Here is a 16,518-nt window from a genome sequence, read left to right as displayed (position 1 = left end):
CGCGCCGTGCGGCAGGCCGGCCCGCGAGAGGGGACGAACGCGTTCGTTAGCATCGGCGTCATGGTTGCGCGAAAAGAGCCGGTCAGCCGCCGTGAGAGGCCCGCCAAGCCCGCCCTGTCGCGGCGGGTGATCGTCGAGACGGCGGTGGCGCTCATGCGGAGCGAAGGGCTGGAGAAGGTCACCATGCGCCGGCTGGCGCAGGAGCTGGACACCGGCGCGGCCTCGCTCTACGTCTACGTGGCCAACACCGCCGAGCTGCACGCGGCCGTGCTGGACGCCCTCCTGGGCGAGGTCGACCTGGCGGGCGCCGACGCCGGGGACGACTGGCGGGAGCAGCTGAGGGCCGTCGTCACCTCGTACACGCTCGTGCTGTTCGCGCACCCCCAGCTCGCCCGGTCCGCGCTCGTGGCCCGGCCCAGCGGGGAGAACTACCTGCGGCTGGTCGACCGTGTCCTGGACCTGCTGTCCCGCAGCGGGGCCTCCCGGGCGCAGGTCGCCTGGGGCGTGGACAAGGTGCTGCAGGACGCCACCGCCACCGCGGCCGAGCACTCCGCCCAGGACCGCGACCCGGCGGCCGCGGACGACTGGAACGCCGCCGTCGCCGCGCTGCGCGCCGCCGGCGAGGACACGCACCCGGCGATCGCCGCCCATATGCCCGAGCTGGTCGGCGGTTCCGCCCAGGAGCGCCTGCGCTGGGGCTTCGACGTGATCGTCAACGGGATCACGCACACACCTGTTTCCGGTCCGCCGGCCGACTGACCCTCCTCCCTTCGCCCTGGTCGTAGCGACTCACGCCCGTGAACGAACTTGTTCGTTACGAACATGTTCGTTACGGTGGAGAGGTCGGCACCCACCACCCATCGGAGGCGACCATGCCCCTCCCCCACCACCCCATCGCGATCATCGGCGGCGGTCTCGGCGGTCTCGTCGCCGCCCGCGTCCTGCACGTCCACGGCATCGAGGCGGCCGTCTTCGACCTGGAGGACGGGCCCGAGGCCCGGACGCAGGGCGGCATGCTCGACATCCACGAGGAGAGCGGGCAGCAGGCGCTGCGCGCTGCCGGTCTGCACGACGCGTTCCGGGCGCTCGTCCACCCCGGAGGCGAGGCCCTGCGCCTGGCCGGTCCCGACGGCACCGTCGTCGTGGACATCGCGGACGACGGCTCCGGTGGCCGCCCCGAGGTCGACCGCGGCGACCTGCGCGACCTGCTGCTGGCCTCCCTGCCCGACGACATGATCCGGTGGGGCCGCAAGGCCACCGGCGCGCGTCCCCTCGGCGACGGCCGTCACGAGGTCACCTTCGCCGACGGATCGGCCGTCACCACCGGACTGCTGATCGGCGCGGACGGCGCCTGGTCGCGGATCCGGCCCCTCGTCTCCGCCGCCCGGCCCGCCTACACCGGCATCTCCTTCGTGGAGACGGACCTGTACGACGCCGACACCCGGCATCCGCGCGGCGCCGCCCTCGTCGGCGGTGGTTCCCTCATGTGCCTCGGCGACGAACGCGGCATCCTCGCCCACCGCGAGACGGACGGCAGCCTCCACGTCTACACGGCGCTCAAGGCGGACGAGGACTGGCTCGGCACCGTCGACTTCACCCACCTCTCCCTCGCGAAGAAGGCGGTCCTCGCCCACCTCGAAGGCTGGCACGAGGATCTGCGCGGCCTGGTCGCCGAGGCGGCGACCGCGACCCCGCGCCACATCCACGCCCTCCCCGTCGGACACCGCTGGGACCGCACCCCCGGGGTGACCCTGCTGGGCGACGCCGCCCATCTCATGTCACCGTTCGCCGGCGAGGGCGCCAACCTCGCCCTGCAGGACGGCGCCGAACTGGCCCTCGCGCTCGCCGCGCACCCCGGCGACGTGGAGACCGCCCTCGCCCGCTACGAGGAGGCCCTCTTCCCCCGCGGCCGGGCGGCGGCCGCCGAGTCCGCCGGCAACCTGCGGGCCATGTTCGCGCCCGACGGCCTCCGGCGGATGGCCGGGTTCTTCGCCTCCCACCCGGGCGCGGCCTGACCCGGGACTCCGCCCCGGTAGGCTCACCGGATGCGCCGATTCGTGGAGGCCGAGGCCCTGTCGGGGGTCGTGCGGGACGCACTGGGGGCGGCGACGCGCGTCGTCGGCGTGGAGCGGCTGCGCGGCGGGAGCAAGAAGGGCGTGTACCGCGTCCGCACCGACGGGCCGCGGCCGGCGCGGGTGATCGTCTACAGCTGGGCCGAGGCCGAGAACTTCTGGCCCGGCGCGGACGGCGTGGACCCGGCCCACCCCTTCGCCCCGGCCTCCGGCCTCGTCCCCTTCCTGGCCGCTCGGCGCACGTTGGACGGCCTCGGCGTCCGAGTGCCCGCCGTGCTCTTCGCCGACGACAGCCGAACCCGGTGTCCGGCGGACGTGGCGGTCGTCGAGGATGTCGCCGGGGGCACGCTGGAAGCGCTGTTCGAGGCGGATCCCGTACGGGCGTCGGGTGCCCTGCGCGAGCTGGCGGCCATGCTCGACGTGATGCACGGGCAGCGCAGTGCGTCGTACGGCCGTGTGGACGTGCTCGAGCGCGGTGGCGCGGCGAGCGGCGAGTCGTGCCAGGGGCTGGTGCTGGAGCGGGCTCTCGGCGATCTCGCGGAGGCGGCCGGCCGGGACCCGAGGATCGGTTCGGCCGCGGCCCCCTTGCGGGACCGGCTGCGGGAGCTGGCCGCGCGGGTGGCTCCGCGGAGCGGGCACGGTCTGATCCACGGCGAGCTCGGGCCCGACCACGTCCTCGTCGGCGCCACCGGGCGGCCCGTCCTCATCGACATCGAGGGCCTGATGTACTTCGACGTCGAGTGGGAGCACGTGTTCCTGGAGCTGCGCTTCGGCGAGCGGTATCAGGCCCTCTCCCGTCCCGGACTCGATCCGGCACGGCTCGACCTGTACACGCTCGCGACGCACCTCTCCCTCGTGGCCGGTCCGCTGCGTCTCCTCGACGGCGACTTCCCGCACCGCGACGTCATGCGAGGGATCGCGGACCACAACGCGGGGGCGGCGCTGGCCCTGCTGCCCCGCTGACCAGGGGCGGGAATCAACGAGGGCGTGCGGGCGCTGGGGAGAGTGTGAAGAACATCGGCTTCCTCTCCTTCGGTCACTGGTCGCCCGGCGAGTACTCCCGGACCCGGACGGCCGCCGACATGCTGCACCAGTCGATCGACCTCGCGGTCGCCGCCGAGGAGATCGGCGTCGACGGCGCGTACTTCCGGGTGCATCACTTCGCCCGGCAGGCGGCCAGCCCGTTCCCGCTGCTCGCGGCGATCGGGGCGCGGACCTCGACGATCGAGATCGGCACCGGCGTGATCGACATGCGCTACGAGAATCCGCTCTACATGGCGGAGGACGCGGGCGCCGCCGACCTCATCGCGGGCGGCCGGCTGCAGCTGGGCATCAGCCGGGGTTCACCGGAGCAGGTCGTCGACGGCTGGCGGCTGTTCGGCCACGAACCGGCACCCGGAGAGTCGGGCACCGACATGGCGCGCCGGCGTACCAAGGAGTTCCTCAAGGTCCTCGACGGCGAGGGGTTCGCCGAGCCCAACCCGCGGCCCATGTTCCCCAACCCGCCAGGTCTGCTGCGCGTCGAGCCGCACTCCGAGGGCCTGCGCGACCGGATCTGGTGGGGTTCCGGGTCGAACGCCACCGCCGTCTGGGCGGGCGAGCTCGGGATGAACCTGCAGAGCTCGACGCTGAAGGACGACGAGACCGGCGAGCCGCTGCACGTCCAGCAGCGCAAGCAGATCGAGGCGTACCGGGAGGCGTACCGGAAGGCGGGTCACACACGGGAGCCCCGGGTGTCGGTCAGCCGCAGCATCTTCGCCCTGACCGACGAGGCGGACCGGGCGTACTTCGGGCGTGACCGGCAGTCCAGGGACCAGATCGGCATGATCGACGACACGACCCGGGCCATCTTCGGGCGGTCGTACGCCGGGGAGCCGGACGAGCTGGTGAAGCTCCTCAAGGACGACGAGGCGATCCAGGCCGCCGACACCCTGCTGCTGACGATCCCGAACCAGTTGGGCGTCGACTACAACACGCACGTGCTGGAGAGCATCCTCACGCACGTGGCACCGGAACTCGGCTGGCGCTGAACGCCCCACCCGTGACCGGGCGCCCCGGTCACGGGTGGCACAGTGAGGCCGTGAGTTACAGCATCTTCCTGCTCCGGTTCGTGGACGGCGAGCCCGTCGCCCTGGACACCGACCGGCTCCTGCGGGTGACGGAGCCTTACGTCGTGCCGGACGGACGGGACGAAGGGTTCTCCGGGCTGCGCGCGCAGGACGGGGGCGAGGCCGACCTCTACCACGTGTCCGGGGGCGAGGAGGGGCTGCGGTGTGTGACGGCCACCCACTTCGCCCGCGGGGAGATCAGCGGTCTGCTCGCCCGGCTCGCCGTGGCCCTGGGGGCCGCGGTCCTGCCCCAGGACGGTGGCGCCCTCATCTTCCACGAGGAGGAGCGCCGCCATCTCCCTGCCGCCTTGCGGGACGGGGCGGTCGTCATCGCGCCGACCGCGGACGCCTTTCAGGCGGCGTTGGAGGGGTGCTGACGCGCCGCGAAGCGAGGCGACGGCCAGTGGGGCCCTCTTTGGCGTTCAGCTCGCCGCTCCGGGGACCTGCTTGTTGCCGTCGACGACGGCGCGCCGGGTGATCGCGCTGGTGAAGGTGACGGTTCCCACCTTGAACGGGCTGCCCGCCACGGCCTTGACCACGACGATCCGTTCACCGAGAAAGCGCAGCGTCTTCTTGTCGAAGATCCACTCGGTGCGTTCTCCCGTGGTGTCGTCCTGCCGGGCGATGGCGACACCATGCCGGCCCGTGGCGTCGACCGCGTCGTCCACCGCGACGACACCGGGGATCTTCGCGGCCGCCTTGTAGAGGGCCGCGCTGACGTCGGCGGGCGGGTAGCTCTCGGTCAGCAGGTCCCCGATGGCGGTGAACGCGGCCTGGTCGCGGGGGACTTCGTGGTCCCGGGTGGCGTCCGACTCGCGGTAGATGCGCCGCAGCAGCGCGTCCGGGTCGGTCGGCAGCGTGGTGAGGACGTCGTAGGCCCCGCTCAGCACCACCTTGCTGGCGAGGGTGATGCCCTCGTCGCCCGTCTGGCCGGGTTCGATCAGCCAGCCGTCCTTGCCGTCGAGGGAGTTCCACACCTGGCGGGGGTGCAGTTCCTCGCTGACGACCGTGGTCCTGTCGCCGACGGAGCTGGTGTAGGTGCTGGCCACCTTCGACTCGATGTAGATGTACTGGCCCTTGCGCGGCGTGGGCGTGGAGGTGTCGGCGGCGGCCAGGGAGATCCGGTCGAGGAGCCGGGGGGCGCCCTCGGCGTCGGCCACGCCCACCGTGGTGGTCAGGGCCGGGCCGGTGGCCAGCGCGGATGTGCCGCGGTCCGGGGCGCCGCTGCTGAGCGCGAAGCCGCCCGCGACCGCTCCGGCCAGCGCCAGGGCCGCCGCGGGCAGCAGGACCGTACGGCGCAGGAACGGGTTGGGGCGGAGCTTCGGGGGCTCGGGGCGGGTGGTGGTGCGCAGGTCTTCGTGGATCCGGGCCATCAACTGCTCCTTGTGGAACTGGTGGCGGCCCGCCGGCAGATCCCGCTCGACACAGGGCAGCAGGCTCTGCGTCTCCGTCCACTCAGCCGGGTGAGGCTGGTGGGAAGGGCTGGCGTTCATCGGTTTCCTTCCTGTGCGGACCGGACCGCGTATCCGCGGTCATCCTGTATCTGCCGGTTTGCGGGGGTGGGTTCCCGTTTTTCTCGCAGCAGTTGCGCGTCGGTGAGCCGGCGCAGTCTGCCGCGGGCGCGGGACAGGCGGGAGCGGACGGTCCCCACGGGGATCTCCAGGACGCGCGCCACTTCGGCGTACGCCATCCCCTCGTGCAGGCACAGGGTCAGCACTTCGCGCTCGGCCCGCTTGAGCAGGCTCAGGGCGGTCAGCGTGGCCTGGAGCGTGCGCCGGTCGTCCACGCGTCCGGCGATCTCCTCGGCGTGGTCCTCGACGTCCTCCATCGCGGCCGCGGCGGCGCTCGCCGCCGCGCGGTAGCGGCGGTCGCTGCGATGGTGGGAGCGCGCCACGTTGGTGGCGATGCCGAGCAACCACGGCCGCAGCGTGCCCCCTTCGGCGTCGACCGTGTCCCTGCGCCGCCAGGCCTCCATGAACGTCGTGGCCATGACGTCCTCGGCCGTCGACCAGTCGGCGGTCAGGCGGAAGGCGTGGTTGTACACCGCGCGGGCACACTCGTCGAAAAGCTCCGCGAAGGCATCCGGATCCCCGTTGCGCACCCGCGCTCGTCTGTCTGTGGTCACGACCTGAACTGTCGGCTCGCGCGGTGGAGTTCCCATGAGCTGCGTCACATCCATTGTTCACCACGGCGGAACCACCGGATCACCCGGGGCGCCGTCGTGGGCTTCCGCCGGTGAGGCACCCGCTCGGGCGGACGCCCACGTCCGGTGCGCGCGGCGGAATGCGCGTGACGGCCGCCTATGGTGAGCTGATCGCGTTCAGCCGGCTCCGCGCGCCGCGCCCCGGCGACCCAGGGAAGGGCGGAATGACGGAACCCAGGCAGCGGGAATTCCCCTGGTACATCGTCGCGGCCGTGGTGTTCGCCGTCGGCATGGCCGGCACCACCCTGCCCACGCCGCTGTACGGGCTCTACCGCGAGGAGATCGGCTTCTCACAGTTCATGATCACGGTGATCTTCGCGGTGTACGCCGTCGGGGTCATCGTGGCGCTGCTGCTGGCCGGCAACTTCTCCGACGTCATCGGCCGGCGGCCGGTGATCTTCACCGCGCTGGTGCTGTCGGTCCTGTCCGCGCTCTGTTTCCTCTTCCAGGACGGTCTCCCCCTCCTCTTCGCGGGCCGGGTGTTCTCCGGGTTCGCGGCCGGGCTGCTCAGCGGCGCCGCCACCGCCGCCGTCACCGAACTGGCCCGCCCCGGCGAGCGGGCGCGCGCCGCGTTCGCGGCCACCGCGGCGAACATGGGCGGGCTGGGGTGCGGGCCGCTGCTGGCCGGAGTCCTCGCCGAGTACGCCCCCCATCCGCTGCGCCTGCCCTTTCTCGTGCACCTCGGGATGCTGACCGTCGCCATGGTCCTGGTGATGGTGCTGCCCGAGTCCGTGCACCCTCCGGTCCCGCGTCCGCCGCTGCGCCCCGAGGGCATGGTGGTGCCGCCGCCGACACGGTCCGTCTTCGTGCCGGCCGCGCTGGCGTCCTTCGCGGGCTTCTCCGTGCTCGGCCTGTTCACCGCCGTCGCCCCGTCCTTCGCCGCGCAGTACCTGGGCGTCGACAACCTGGCCGTGGCCGGCGCGATCGTACTGACGGTCTTCCTGGCCTCCACCGCGGGACAGCTGCTGAGTCGCGGTGGTCCCGGCCTCGCACTGCCGTCGGGCTGCGCGATCCTGATCGCCGGCCTCGGTCTGATCGGCGGCTCCCTGCTGGCGGAGTCCCTGGGGCTGCTGGTCGCGGGCGCGGTCGTCGCCGGTGTCGGGCAGGGCATGTCGTTCCGCGCCTCGGTCGCCACGGTGGCGCGGGCCGCCCCAGCCGAGCAGCGCGGCGCGACGATCTCCGCGCTCTTCGTCACCGCCTACGTCGGCATCTCGCTGCCGGTGGTCGGCATCGGCGCCCTCTCCGTCCCCCTCGGCCTGCGGAGCGCCGGTCTGATCTTCGTGGGATGCGTCATCGCCGTCGCGGCCGCGGTGACGGTCCGCCTCGTGCGGAGCGGCGACCTCACGACCTCACGGACCGACACCTCCCGGCCGTGACGCGGGCTCACGTCCGAGGCGCGGCGCGGGCCGTGGCCTAGCATGACCGGCATACGAAACGGGGCATGTCGGTCATCGGGGTGAAGGCGAGCACACGCGGATCAACACCTGAGCACACCTGAGCGCCCCGCTCCCCTCCCCCACGGTGCCGGCGCCCCGCGCACCCGCGAGTCCGGACGAAAAGACACGATGCTCACACTCGACGCGGTCCTGCACGGTCTCGCCACCGCTGCGGACGAGCCCGCCCAATTACTCCCAGCCCGCCAGCAGATGGCCTTCACGCTGGGCTTCCACATCATCCTGGTCCCGTTCGGCGTCGCCCTGACCAGCCTCACCCTCATCGCCCACTACCGGGGGCTGCGGCACGACGACTCCACCGCCCTGCTCCTGGCCCGGCGGTGGTCGAAGGCGGCGGCCGTCCTGTTCGCCGTCGGCGCGGTCACCGGCACCGTCCTCACCTTCGAACTGGGCGTCCTGTGGCCCGGCCTGATGGGGACCTACGGGTCCGCGTTCGGGTTCCCGTTCTCCATCGAGGGCCTGTTCTTCTTCCTCGAGGCGATCTTCGTCTCGATCTACATCTACGGCTGGAACCGGCTGCCCCCGTGGGCGCACTTCTGGACCGGCGTCCCAGTGTCCCTGTCCGGCATCGGCGGCACCGCGTCCGTCGTCGCCGCGAACAGCTGGATGAACCAGCCCGGCGGCATCACGATGCGCGACGGGAAGGTCGTCGACGTCGAACCCGCCAAGGTGTTCTTCAACGGAGCGTTCTGGGGCGAGACCATCCACATGCTGCTGGCCGCGTACATCGTGGCGGGCTTCACCGTCGGCGGCGTGTACGCGGTGGGCCTGCTGCGGGGACGCGACAACCACTACCACCGCACCGGGTTCCTCATCGGCTTCGTCACGGCTGCCTGCCTCATGCCGGTCCAGCTGCTCGTCGGCGACACGATCGCCCGTGACGTCTTCAACGACGAGCCCGCCAAGTTCGCCGCGATCGAGATGGTTCCCGCCACCGACGACCACGTGCCCGAGACGCTGGGCGGCGTCATGATCGACGGGGAGGTCCGCTACGGCTGGCAGATCCCCGACCTCGGCTCGATCCTGGCCGACTTCTCGCCGTCCACCACGATCAAGGGCCTCGACGCGATCCCCGCCGACGTACGGCCCGACGACCGCACGGTGAGCGTCGTCCACCTCGCCTTCGACGTCATGGTCGGCACGGGCAGCCTGCTGACGCTGCTGGCGGCGTGGTTCGCCTGGCTCTGGTACCGGCACCGGCGCGTCCCGGAGAACCGCTGGTTCCTGCGCGCCGCCGCCGTCAGCGGCGCCCTCGCGGTGGTCTGCCTGGAGAGCGGATGGGTCGTCACCGAGGTGGGACGGCAGCCGTGGACCGTCGTCGGCCTGCTGCTGACCCGCGACGCGGTGACCACCGAAGGCAACATCTGGGCGCTGTTCGCCTGCGTGCTGGCGCTGTACTGCGCGGTCGGAGCGGCCGCGATCTGGGTGCTGCGCTCCATGCGGCGGCGCTGGCGCGCGGAGGGCGACGAGAACGTCACCGTCCCCTACGGCCCGGCACCCGAGCCCGTGGCCGCCCGTCCGGGTCCGAGGGAGCAGTAGATGCAGGACACCGTCGCCATCCTTCTGTTCGTGGGCGTGGTCGCCTACGCCCTGCTCGGCGGGGCCGACTTCGGGGCCGGGTTCTGGGACCTCACCGCCGGGGGCGCGGACCGGGGCCGCCGCCCCCGGCACCTGATCGACACCTCCATCGGGCCGGTGTGGGAGGCGAACCACACCTGGCTGATCTACTGCCTGGTCATCCTGTGGTCCGGCTTCCCCACCGCGTTCACCGCGATCACCACGACGCTGTATCTGCCCCTCGTGTTCGCCGCCCTCGGCATCGTGCTGCGCGGATCCGGCTTCGCCTTCCGCCACAACGCCCTGCGCACACCCGAACAACGCCTGTACGGAGCGGTGTTCGCGCTGTCCAGCGTCCTCACGCCGTACAGCTTCGGGGCGATCGCCGGTGCCATCGCCTCCGGCCGGGTGCCGACCGGCGGCAACGGCAACGCACTGACGAGCTGGAACCACCCGACCTCCCATCTGGGCGGCGTCCTGGCCGTGGTCGTCTGCGCCTACCTCGCCGCCGTGTACCTGCACGTGGAGGCGCGGCGCGCGGGCGACACCGCCCTGGCCCGGTACTTCCGCGACCGGGGCCTCGCCGCGGCCGCCGCGGCGGGAGCGGTGTCCGTGGCCGGCATCTTCGTCCTGCACTCCGACGCCGAGCGGCTGTTCCACGACCTCAGCCATGTCGCGCTGCCGCTCGTCATCGGGGCCGCGGTGTGCGGCGTGGCCTGCATCCTCCTGCTGCTCACCCACCGCACGCTCCTGCTGCGGCAGACGGCTGCGGCCGCCGTGGCGCTCGTGGTGTGCGGGTGGGGGGTCGCCCAGTACCCGTACCTGCTGGGCACCCACCTCACGATCGACCAAGGCGCTTCCCCCCGGGCCACGTTGCAGGTGCTGATCGTCGTCGCCTGCGTCGCCGGGGTCACGGTCCTGCCCTCCCTCGTCCTGCTCTTCCGGCTCGCGGGCCGGGGGCGCCTCACCCTCCACTAGGCCCGGCGGCGCGGATCAGCCCACGGCGCTCAGACGAACGCGATGCGGGCCTTGACCTGGCCGTTGATCCCCGCCGGCAGGGGCGGACCCACGGACGGCCCCCACGGCACGGTTGAATGCGGGCATGGATGAGCGGATGCATGGCGGGATGCACGGCGGGATCGGCGCGCCAAGGGATGGGCGGATGGACGAGACCGCCGCGCTGCGCCTCCGGCACGCCGTTCGGCGTATCGCCGACCACACCCGGGACCGTGTCGCGACCGGGGTGGGCCCGGAGGAGGCCGACGAGGTGGCCGGGACGTTCGGCACGGACGGCGCGCTCGGCTTCGACCCGTTCCCGTTTCTGCGGGCGCTGCACGAGGCCGGCTCCCGGGCGGTGGTCGTCGGCCAGGTGGCCGGCATCCTGCACGGCTCCACGGACCTGACGGGCGACCTCGACCTGCTGTGGGACGGCACGCCCGAGCAGGCGGACGCCCTGCGCCGGGCCCTGATCGCCTCGGGTTGTACGGACCTGCCCGCACTGGACCGCCCGCAGGTGCTCTACCGCGTGACCGGCGCGAGCGGCGACCTCTGCACGCCGGCCCTGCCGTGGGGCCGCATGGACGTGGCCCCCTGCCTCGACCGGGCGGCGGTCACGTACGACCCGGAGGGCTTCGCCATCCTCTACGCCGACCTCGACGACCTGATCCTCATGCGGCGCTCCCTCGGCCGCCCCAAGGACCAGCGCCGCGCGGCCGAACTGGAGGCCCTGCGCGCCTGAGGCCCCACCGCAGGCAGGGGCGAGACGCCTTCCTCTCGTGGACCTGGGTCAGCAGCTCCGGCCCTCCGCCTCGCTGAGCGGTGCCGGCAGTTCCGCGTCGGCCCGCTCGGCCGGGGCCGCGCACCGCTCCACCGTCTCCACGCCCGCTCGCGTCGCCGTGCCGGCGTTTCTGCGCCCGTCGCGCGGGGCGAGGGCGCGGACGACCAGACCGAGCGACACCTCGACGTCGGCGAGGTCGTTCCGATCCCCTGAGTGGGCGTCAGCCCGTCGCGCGGCGCAGGGACCTCGTCAGTGTTGGGATCATCACCGCCGCTGGGAGGACGTGCAGGCCGAGCAGGGCCGTGGTGGTGGGTGTGTCGGCTTCGGCGAGCAGGGGCGGGAGCAAGGACAGCACGGCCAGTGAGACCGTCGCACGGACGAAGTGGGTGGCGGGGCGGGTGCTCCAGCGGAGGAACGCTGCCGCGAGGGCGACGCCCACGGCCGAGAACGCGCCCGTCACCACGGCGAACCCGGGCAGCGGGATCGCCTCGCCTCCGTCGGGGATCTCGAAGTCGACGCCCGACGCCCGGGCCGATGCGGCGGCGACGGTGGTGGTCAGCGTCGCCGCGAGGGTGGCGAGGAGGCCCGTGCGGAGCAGGCGGCGGGGACGCCCCGCCGCGGCCGGAGCCGTGAGTGCCCTGTCGGTCACCGGGACTCCTCCGTGGCCGCCGCCGGCAGGCGGTCCGGGAGGCCGAGGTGGGGGAACTGGGCGCTGTCGAAGATGGTGATCTCGGTGATCGCCCCGCCGGTGATGCGCAGGACGTCGATCGTCAGCGGCAGGTAGGCGTTCTCCCGCTCCTGCCAGAGGTAGTAGGCGACGGCGGGCTGGCGGTTCACGGCGGTGGGGAGGGGGCGCAGGCCCCGCATGCCCTCGTAGCCGTCCTGGATCCAACTGTTCACGACCGTGTCGCGGCCGAGGGCCAGGCCCGGAGTGGGCGGCATCGAGCAGCGGACGTCGTCGCGGAGCATCGCGGTGAGCGCCGGGATGTCCGTGGCCACGCTGGCCTCGGTGAAGCGGCGTACGAGTTCGCGGGTTCCCGCGTCCTCCTCGCCGCCGGTCCAGTCCTGGCGCTCGGCCGGCAGGTGCTCGCGCAGGCCGGCGCGGGCCCGCTGCAGGGCGCTGTTGACGGAGTTCACCGAGTCGCCCAGGAACTGTGCGACCTCCTTGGCGGGCCAGCCGAGCACGTCCCGCAGGATCAGCACGGCCCGGGGACGCGGCGCGAGGTGCTGGACGGCGACCAGGTAGGCCAGCTCGATCGTCTCCCGGGCGACGGCGACGGCTTCCGGCTCGTCGGCGTCGTCCGCGGACAGCTCGTCGAGCAGGCGGTCCGGGTAGGGCTGCAGCCAGGGCACCTCGCCGCCGGTCGCCGGCTCCGGACGGCACTTGGCGAGCAGGTCGAGGCAGGCGTTGGTGGCGATCCGGTACAGCCAGGCCCGGAACGTCGAGCGTCCCTCGTACGTCTCCCGGCGGCGCCAGGCGCGCAGGAACGTCTCCTGGACGGTGTCCTCGGCGTCCTCGAACGACCCGAGCATGCGGTAGCAGTGCACGTGCAGCTCCCGCCGGTGCCGCTCCGCCAGGCCGGCGAACGCCGGCTCCTCGATCTCGCCCAGCCCGTGCGGGACCAGGCCCTCCTCCAGCCGTGTGTCGGCACTCATCGCGTCGTCCTTCCGCCTCGTCGTGTCCCGTCGTACGTGTGACGGGTGGGAGCGCGAAAACTCATCACCGGGCACCTCCCGCCGGGTCCGCCGCGGGAACACGCGGGCCCTCCGGCCGGTTCCAGCTTGTCGGAGAAGGGATGGCGACATCGTGCACGGTGAGTACAAGGTTCCCGGCGGCAAGCTCGTGGTGGTGGACGTCGAGGTGGCGGACGGGGTGCTGCGGCACCCGCAGGTCGCCGGTGATTTCTTCCTGGAGCCGGACGAGGCGCTCCACGCGGTCAACCAGGCGCTCGACGGCGCTCCCGCCGACACCGACGCCGCCGGTCTGGCGGACCGTATCGACCGGGCCCTGCCCGAGGGCACGGTCATGTACGGGCTGACCTCGGAGGCCGTGGGCATCGCGGTGCGCCGGGCGCTCGCGCACGCCACGGACTGGACCGACTACGACTGGCAGCTGATCTACGACGGTCCGCAGAGCCCGGGGCTGCACATGGCGCTGGACGAGGTCCTCACCGCGGAGGTCGCCGCGGGACGCCGCCCGCCGACGCTGCGGGTCTGGGAGTGGGCCGCACCGGCGGTGATCATCGGCAGTTTCCAGTCGCTGCGCAACGAGGTCGACCCGGCCGGCGCCGAGCGGCACGGCATCGAGGTCGTCCGCCGTATCTCGGGCGGCGGCGCGATGTTCGTGGAGCCCGGCAACACGATCACCTACTCGCTGTCCGTGCCGGACGCCCTCGTCCAGGGGCTGTCGTTCCAGGACAGCTACGCCTACCTCGACGACTGGGTGCTGGAGGCGCTCGGTGAGATGGGGATCAAGGCGTGGTACCAGCCGCTGAACGACATCGCCACCGAGCAGGGGAAGATCGCCGGCGCCGCGCAGAAGCGTGTCGTGGGACCCGACGGCGGGCCCGGGGCCGTCCTGCACCACGTGACCATGGCCTACGACATCGACGCCGACAAGATGCTCGAGGTGCTGCGCACCGGCCGGGAGAAGATGTCGGACAAGGGCACGAAGAGCGCGAAGAAGCGGGTGGACCCGCTGCGCCGGCAGACCGGACTGCCCCGGCACGAGGTCATCGCGGGGATGGTCGACTCCTTCCGGCGGCGCTACGGGCTCACCGACGGCAAGGTGACGGACGCCGAGCTGGCCCGGGCGCGGGAACTCGTCCGCGACAAGTTCTCCACGCCCGAGTGGACGGCCCGCGTGCCCTGACCGCGCCGGGAACGCGGGCCGGGCGTCAGCCCATCTCCTCCAGTTTCTTGCCCTTGGTCTCCTTCACGAATTTCAGGACGAACGGGATCGAGAGCGCGGCGAAGGCCGTGTAGATCACGTAGGTGGCCGACAGGTTCCAGTCGGCCAGGGACGGGAAGCTCGCGGTGATGGCCCAGTTGGCGATCCACTGCGCGGCCGCCGCCACGCCCAGGGCGGCGGCGCGCAGCCGGTTGGGGAACATCTCGCCGAGCAGGACCCAGACGACGACGCCCCACGACAGGGCGAAGAACAGCACGAACACATGGGCGGCGATCAGCGCGACCCAGCCCTGCGTGGCGGGCAGTCTGCCGTCGACCAGGTCGTAGGAGAACGCCCACGCCTCCAGGCCGAGGCCGACGACCATGCCGACGGAGCCGATCAGCGCGAGCGGTTTACGGCCGATCCGGTCGACGAAGATGATCGCGACGACCGTGCCGACGATGTTGATGATCGACGTCGTGAACGAGTAGAAGAACGAGTCCGTCGGGTCGACGCCGACCGACTGCCACAGCGTGGACGAGTAGTAGAAGGCCACGTTGATGCCGACGAACTGCTGGAAGGCCGACAGGCCGATGCCGATCCACACGATCGGCCTGAACAGGAACGTGCCGCCCAGCAGGTCCTTGAAGGAGGACCTGTCCTCACGGTGCATCGCCGCCTCGATCTCGGAGATCCGGGCGTCGAGGTCGACGTCCTCGCCCTCGACCTCGGCGAGGATGCGCCGGGCGCGCTCCCGCTTGCCGACCGAGATCAGGAAGCGGGGCGACTCGGGGATCGCGAAGGACAGCAGGCCGTACAGGACGGCCGGGACGACCATGACGCCGAGCATGACCTGCCAGGCCTCCAGCCCCATCAGCCGGCCGCGCTGGTCGCCTCCCGCCGCGTTGAGGATCCCCCAGTTGACCAGCTGCGACATCGCGATGCCGACGACGATCGCGGCCTGCTGGAAGGAGCCGAGCCGGCCGCGGTAGGCGGGCGGGGCCACCTCGGCGATGTAGGCGGGGCCGATCACCGACGCCATGCCGATCGCGAAGCCGCCCACGATCCGCCAGAAGGCCAGGTCCCACAGCGCGAACGGCAGCGCCGAGCCGACGGCGCTGATCGTGAACAGCACGGCGGCGATCTGCATGCAGCGGATACGGCCGATGCGGTCGGCGATCCGGCCCGCGGTCGCCGCACCGATGGCGCAGCCGATCAGCGCGATCGCGATGACCTGGGCCAGTGCGGCCGAGCCGATGTCGTAGCGGTCCCGGACGGCCTCCACGGCCCCGTTGATCACCGAGCTGTCGTAGCCGAACAGGAAGCCGCCCATCGCGGCCGCCGCCGCGATGAAGACGACGTGCCCGAGATGATCGGGATGAGCCGTCGAGGCTCCTGACCGGGGTGATTGCGACGCGGTGCTGGTCACGTGTACTCCTCGGGCCGCCGGCAGAGCCGCCGGGCGACGGACGGTGATCACGGCAGTGATCAACGGCAGGGCTTCTATCCGGTGCCCCCTGCGCGCGCCGATATGCCTGCGCCGGGGCACGCTGGGAACGACCCGCCTCCCGAGTCGTCCCGCGTGAGGTGTCACAGACGGCGGGGCCGCCCGGTCAGTAGGGGTGCGAGGAGTCGTCGCCGGAGCCGTGCCGCACCGGACGGACGGGGCCGCGAACGAAGGGAAGATCCATGAAGGTCGTAGTGATCGGTGGGACCGGGCTCATCGGCTCGAAGGTGGTCGCCGAGATCACCGCACACGGGCACGAGGCGGTGGCCGCCTCACCCACCACCGGGGTGGACACGCTGACGGGTGAGGGCCTGGCCGAGGTCCTGAAGGGCGCGTCGGTCGTCGTCGACGTCACGAACAGCCCGTCGTTCGCCGACGACGCCGTGCTGGACTTCTTCCGGCGCTCCACAGCGAACCAGCTGGAGGCCGAGCGGGAGGCCGGGGTGGCGCATCACGTGGCGCTGTCCGTCGTCGGCACCGACCGGCTGCAGGAGGCCGGCTACTTCCGTGCCAAGCAGACGCAGGAGGACATGATCCGGGAGTCCGGTGTCCCCTTCTCGATCGTGCGGGCGACGCAGTTCTTCGAGTTCGCCCAGGGTCTGGCGGACTCGGCGGCTCAGGGCGACACGGTGTCCGTCGCCCCGATCAAGATCCAGCCGATCTTCTCCGGGGACGTGGCGGCGGCCGTGGCCCGCACCGCCGTGGGTACGCCGGCCGGCGGGATCGTCGAGGTCGCCGGGCCGGACGTCCTCGAGCTGGAGGACTTCATCCGCCAGGCTCTCGCGGCCCAGGGCGACCCGCGCACGGTGGTGACCGACCCGCAGGGTCTGTACTGGGGCGCCGCCCTCAAGGACTCGGACCTGCTGCCGGGCCCGGACGCGTCGATCGGCGGGACCTCGCTGGCGGAGTGGACGGCGCGCCAGGCGTAGGCGTCGAGGCGCCGGACCGTG

17 protein-coding genes are annotated in these 16,518 nt (G+C 72.4%); 11 read left to right on the top strand and 6 right to left on the bottom strand.

All coding sequences use genetic code 11. The features are described from left to right. Nucleotides 1–60: 60 nt before the first annotated feature. The 5 genes from ACFV46_RS28070 to ACFV46_RS28050 all read left to right on the top strand — a co-directional run bounded on the left by ACFV46_RS28070 (nucleotide 61) and on the right by ACFV46_RS28050 (nucleotide 4,557). Nucleotides 61–759, top strand: coding sequence for a TetR/AcrR family transcriptional regulator (locus ACFV46_RS28070; protein ID WP_385500283.1), 699 nt, complete (start codon nucleotides 61–63; stop codon nucleotides 757–759). A 113-nt stretch (nucleotides 760–872) separates the two neighbouring features. Continuing rightward, nucleotides 873–2,015, top strand: coding sequence for an FAD-dependent oxidoreductase (locus ACFV46_RS28065; RefSeq protein ID WP_385500281.1), 1,143 nt, complete (start codon nucleotides 873–875; stop codon nucleotides 2,013–2,015). Between the two features lie 30 nt (nucleotides 2,016–2,045). Then, nucleotides 2,046–3,035, top strand: a complete 990-nt coding sequence (locus ACFV46_RS28060; RefSeq protein WP_385500279.1) for a phosphotransferase family protein — start codon at nucleotides 2,046–2,048, stop codon at nucleotides 3,033–3,035. Nucleotides 3,036–3,079: 44 nt separating this feature from the next. Next, nucleotides 3,080–4,102 carry an LLM class flavin-dependent oxidoreductase gene (locus tag ACFV46_RS28055; RefSeq protein ID WP_385500277.1) on the top strand — a complete coding sequence of 341 codons (1,023 nt, stop codon included), beginning with the start codon at nucleotides 3,080–3,082 and terminating at the stop codon, nucleotides 4,100–4,102. A 50-nt stretch (nucleotides 4,103–4,152) separates the two neighbouring features. Next, nucleotides 4,153–4,557, top strand: coding sequence for a hypothetical protein (locus tag ACFV46_RS28050; protein WP_385500275.1), 405 nt, complete (start codon nucleotides 4,153–4,155; stop codon nucleotides 4,555–4,557). Nucleotides 4,558–4,602: 45 nt separating this feature from the next. On the opposite strand, the gene ACFV46_RS28045 is transcribed toward ACFV46_RS28050, so the two are convergent. Together ACFV46_RS28045 and ACFV46_RS28040 are read right to left on the bottom strand one after the other, a co-directional pair. Continuing rightward, nucleotides 4,603–5,673, bottom strand: coding sequence for a CU044_5270 family protein (locus tag ACFV46_RS28045; protein WP_385500274.1), 1,071 nt, complete (start codon nucleotides 5,671–5,673; stop codon nucleotides 4,603–4,605). Further along, nucleotides 5,670–6,305, bottom strand: a complete 636-nt coding sequence (locus tag ACFV46_RS28040) for an RNA polymerase sigma factor (RefSeq protein WP_385500272.1) — start codon at nucleotides 6,303–6,305, stop codon at nucleotides 5,670–5,672. Before ACFV46_RS28040 ends, ACFV46_RS28045 begins: the two co-directional genes overlap by 4 nt. A 242-nt stretch (nucleotides 6,306–6,547) precedes the next feature. Between ACFV46_RS28040 and ACFV46_RS28035 the strand changes: the two genes are divergently transcribed. The 4 genes from ACFV46_RS28035 (at nucleotide 6,548) to ACFV46_RS28020 (ending at nucleotide 11,132) form a co-directional block, all read left to right on the top strand. Continuing rightward, nucleotides 6,548–7,759 (top strand): MFS transporter, encoded by a 1,212-nt coding sequence (locus ACFV46_RS28035; RefSeq protein ID WP_385500270.1) that lies wholly within the window; start codon nucleotides 6,548–6,550, stop codon nucleotides 7,757–7,759. A gap of 189 nt (nucleotides 7,760–7,948) precedes the next feature. Further along, nucleotides 7,949–9,376, top strand: a complete 1,428-nt coding sequence (locus ACFV46_RS28030) for a cytochrome ubiquinol oxidase subunit I (RefSeq protein WP_376726188.1) — start codon at nucleotides 7,949–7,951, stop codon at nucleotides 9,374–9,376. Then, nucleotides 9,377–10,372 carry a cytochrome d ubiquinol oxidase subunit II gene (locus ACFV46_RS28025; protein WP_376726187.1) on the top strand — a complete coding sequence of 332 codons (996 nt, stop codon included), beginning with the start codon at nucleotides 9,377–9,379 and terminating at the stop codon, nucleotides 10,370–10,372. A 184-nt stretch (nucleotides 10,373–10,556) separates the two neighbouring features. After that, entirely contained in the window at nucleotides 10,557–11,132 is a 576-nt protein-coding gene (locus ACFV46_RS28020) for a hypothetical protein (protein WP_385500267.1), read from the top strand. Between the two features lie 48 nt (nucleotides 11,133–11,180). Here the strand turns inward: ACFV46_RS28020 and ACFV46_RS28015 are convergent, their stop codons facing one another. From ACFV46_RS28015 to ACFV46_RS28005, 3 genes are read right to left on the bottom strand one after another with little or no spacing between them, the layout of a single operon-like run. After that, nucleotides 11,181–11,351, bottom strand: a complete 171-nt coding sequence (locus tag ACFV46_RS28015; RefSeq protein ID WP_385500266.1) for a hypothetical protein — start codon at nucleotides 11,349–11,351, stop codon at nucleotides 11,181–11,183. Between the two features lie 40 nt (nucleotides 11,352–11,391). After that, nucleotides 11,392–11,820: a DUF6069 family protein gene (locus tag ACFV46_RS28010; protein ID WP_385500265.1), complete on the bottom strand. Its 429-nt coding sequence runs from the start codon at nucleotides 11,818–11,820 to the stop codon at nucleotides 11,392–11,394. Further along, entirely contained in the window at nucleotides 11,817–12,827 is a 1,011-nt protein-coding gene (locus ACFV46_RS28005) for an RNA polymerase subunit sigma-70 (RefSeq protein ID WP_385500263.1), read from the bottom strand. Before ACFV46_RS28005 ends, ACFV46_RS28010 begins: the two co-directional genes overlap by 4 nt. A 151-nt stretch (nucleotides 12,828–12,978) precedes the next feature. Between ACFV46_RS28005 and ACFV46_RS28000 the strand changes: the two genes are divergently transcribed. Next, nucleotides 12,979–14,043, top strand: coding sequence for a biotin/lipoate A/B protein ligase family protein (locus ACFV46_RS28000; protein ID WP_361935943.1), 1,065 nt, complete (start codon nucleotides 12,979–12,981; stop codon nucleotides 14,041–14,043). Nucleotides 14,044–14,068: 25 nt separating this feature from the next. Here the strand turns inward: ACFV46_RS28000 and ACFV46_RS27995 are convergent, their stop codons facing one another. Then, a complete protein-coding gene (locus ACFV46_RS27995; protein WP_361935940.1) occupies nucleotides 14,069–15,490 on the bottom strand; it encodes a sugar porter family MFS transporter in 1,422 nt (473 codons plus the stop codon). A gap of 260 nt (nucleotides 15,491–15,750) precedes the next feature. On the opposite strand from ACFV46_RS27995, the gene ACFV46_RS27990 reads away from it, so the two are divergent. Further along, complete coding sequence (locus ACFV46_RS27990; RefSeq protein ID WP_385500261.1) at nucleotides 15,751–16,497, top strand: SDR family oxidoreductase; 747 nt, start codon at nucleotides 15,751–15,753, stop codon at nucleotides 16,495–16,497. Nucleotides 16,498–16,518: the final 21 nt, after the last annotated feature.

The sequence above is a fragment of the Streptomyces sp. NPDC059852 genome, from assembly GCF_042731455.1.
GTDB lineage: Bacteria > Actinomycetota > Actinomycetes > Streptomycetales > Streptomycetaceae > Streptomyces.
The sequence above is the reverse complement of the archived record's forward strand: the minus strand, read 5'-3'. Positions and strand labels throughout refer to the sequence as shown.